1 protein-coding gene is annotated in these 1694 nt (G+C 52.3%); it reads right to left on the reverse strand.

Annotated features, from left to right (window positions below; translation table 11 throughout):
* Positions 1 to 150 precede the first annotated feature (150 nt).
* A complete protein-coding gene (locus A7A77_RS18110) occupies positions 151 to 1608 on the reverse strand; it encodes a hypothetical protein (RefSeq protein ID WP_156500675.1) in 1458 nt (485 codons plus the stop codon).
* Positions 1609 to 1694 lie beyond the last annotated feature (86 nt).

Consider the following 1694-nt stretch of genomic DNA (forward strand, 5'->3'; position numbering starts at 1 on the left):
ATGGACGACTTTTACGCCGCCGTTGACAGCGCGCCGCTGGTGTGCTGAAAACTGCGAAGCACCATGGCAGCCCATGGAGCGTTGGGAGAAACGCGCGGTGAGGATTGCTTTCGAATCCGCCACTGACGCGCTCCTTTTTCGCCTCTCTAATTAGGCTGCTTTTTTCGCTTCGCGTTCTAACGCCCTAGCTCGGCGTTTGCGTTCTGCGTCCTTGCGCCTGCGTTCGCGTTTATACTCGGCATGCTCCTCAGGTGATCGCTTAACTTTCTTCCTCCCCGGCGTGGCTTTCGCGGGCACAGGCGGGCCGCTGTCCATTCGTTCAAGGGTGGCGGTCGCGTAAGGTAGGCCGTCAAAATAATCTTTGAGGTATTGCGCCTGCTGGCGATCAAAGACCCACAGTTGGACGGGTGACATGTTCCCTTCGACGCGCACGCTGGTTCGGGTTACAAACTGTAAGATGGTTTCGCACTCGACACTGTCATCCCAGACACTTGGATCGATACCCATAAATTTGAGCAGGCTCTCAAGCATTGGCGAAGCTTTTGCCGAAAAGATGACGGCGGCGTGGCTGACATTACGATAGTTGTTAGTGCCCGCCTGCCGAGGCGAAAGGTAATTGGCCTCCTTCATGCCACCCGCTTCAAGCGCTGCGCGCGATACGCCATCGTTGGCTGTCCAAATATATTCCTGATCTTTGATCTCTTGAGAAATGATTTTGCCAATTTCCGGGAGCATCTCCGCACCGTCTTTGCCCTTGAACAGGTTTGAGGAAGCGGCGCGCTCTTCGGAAAAGTATCTGATGTGGACTACACGGCTCATGAAGTTGGACATCGCGGTGAGCTTGGGAAGCTCAATCCATTCGATTGGTTCGACTGTAAGTGCCTCAGAAATCTTGCTTCCGATATCCGCTCGAAAGCGGTTGCCCAGAAGCGTAACTTTGTCGAAGGCGGACAATTCCATCAACGAGAAAGCGCTGGCCCAACACCATTCCACTTTATCATCAGCCATCGATGTCCAGTCGGGGAGATTGCACAAAATATGGCGACTCGATCCTTCCTTGGATGCTTCAAGAACTCTCTCATGGAATGTGACCAGATGATCATGCGACTGGCACGCCCGAACCTGTTGTGCTGTAAGCGCTAGCCCCGCGCGATTAGCCGTTATGCAGGACCATGAACCGATCAGCGGGTGAAGGTTGTAATGTTGCTGAAAAAACAGGACATCCAAGCCAGTGCATTTTTGCTCGAAGTCGAGGAACTGCGGAACTTCGTCAACGATCACTTCCCAACCCATAAACCCCGACAGGTCGCTGCGCTTCATCCCGCTATGCGTTGCCAAGACAATGACATGATCGTGATTTCGATGTCGTGTAGGAAGTTCCTCGATCTGGCGCGAAACGGACCCCAAACGCTCGCCACTATGCACATAGTCGATAATTGGGCACATGCCATTGCGAGCAGCTTCCGCGCCGATCCGAGCGGCGAGTTCGGCGAAGCTCGCGATTCTCTCGGTAAAGAATAGAAACTTTCCGAGTTTAGATGTTATTTCTTCCACCTGCCTTTTCGTTTTTCCTGCACCAGCAGGAGATTGATCATAATAAACTTTCATTAATTATCCTTTTTGGTTCTAACGACATACTCCTTTATACTGCACCTCTATCGTCGTCCGCATTATTTAAATCGTCCGTTGCCCGT

Source organism: Croceicoccus bisphenolivorans, assembly GCF_001634625.1.
In the GTDB taxonomy this organism is placed as follows: domain Bacteria; phylum Pseudomonadota; class Alphaproteobacteria; order Sphingomonadales; family Sphingomonadaceae; genus Croceicoccus; species Croceicoccus bisphenolivorans.

Bases quoted from the DNA above. Each gene is read 5' to 3' on its own strand.
- A7A77_RS18110 (WP_156500675.1), bottom strand. From the start codon at position 1,608: ATGAAAGTTTATTATGATCAATCTCCTGCTGGTGCAGGAAAAACGAAA.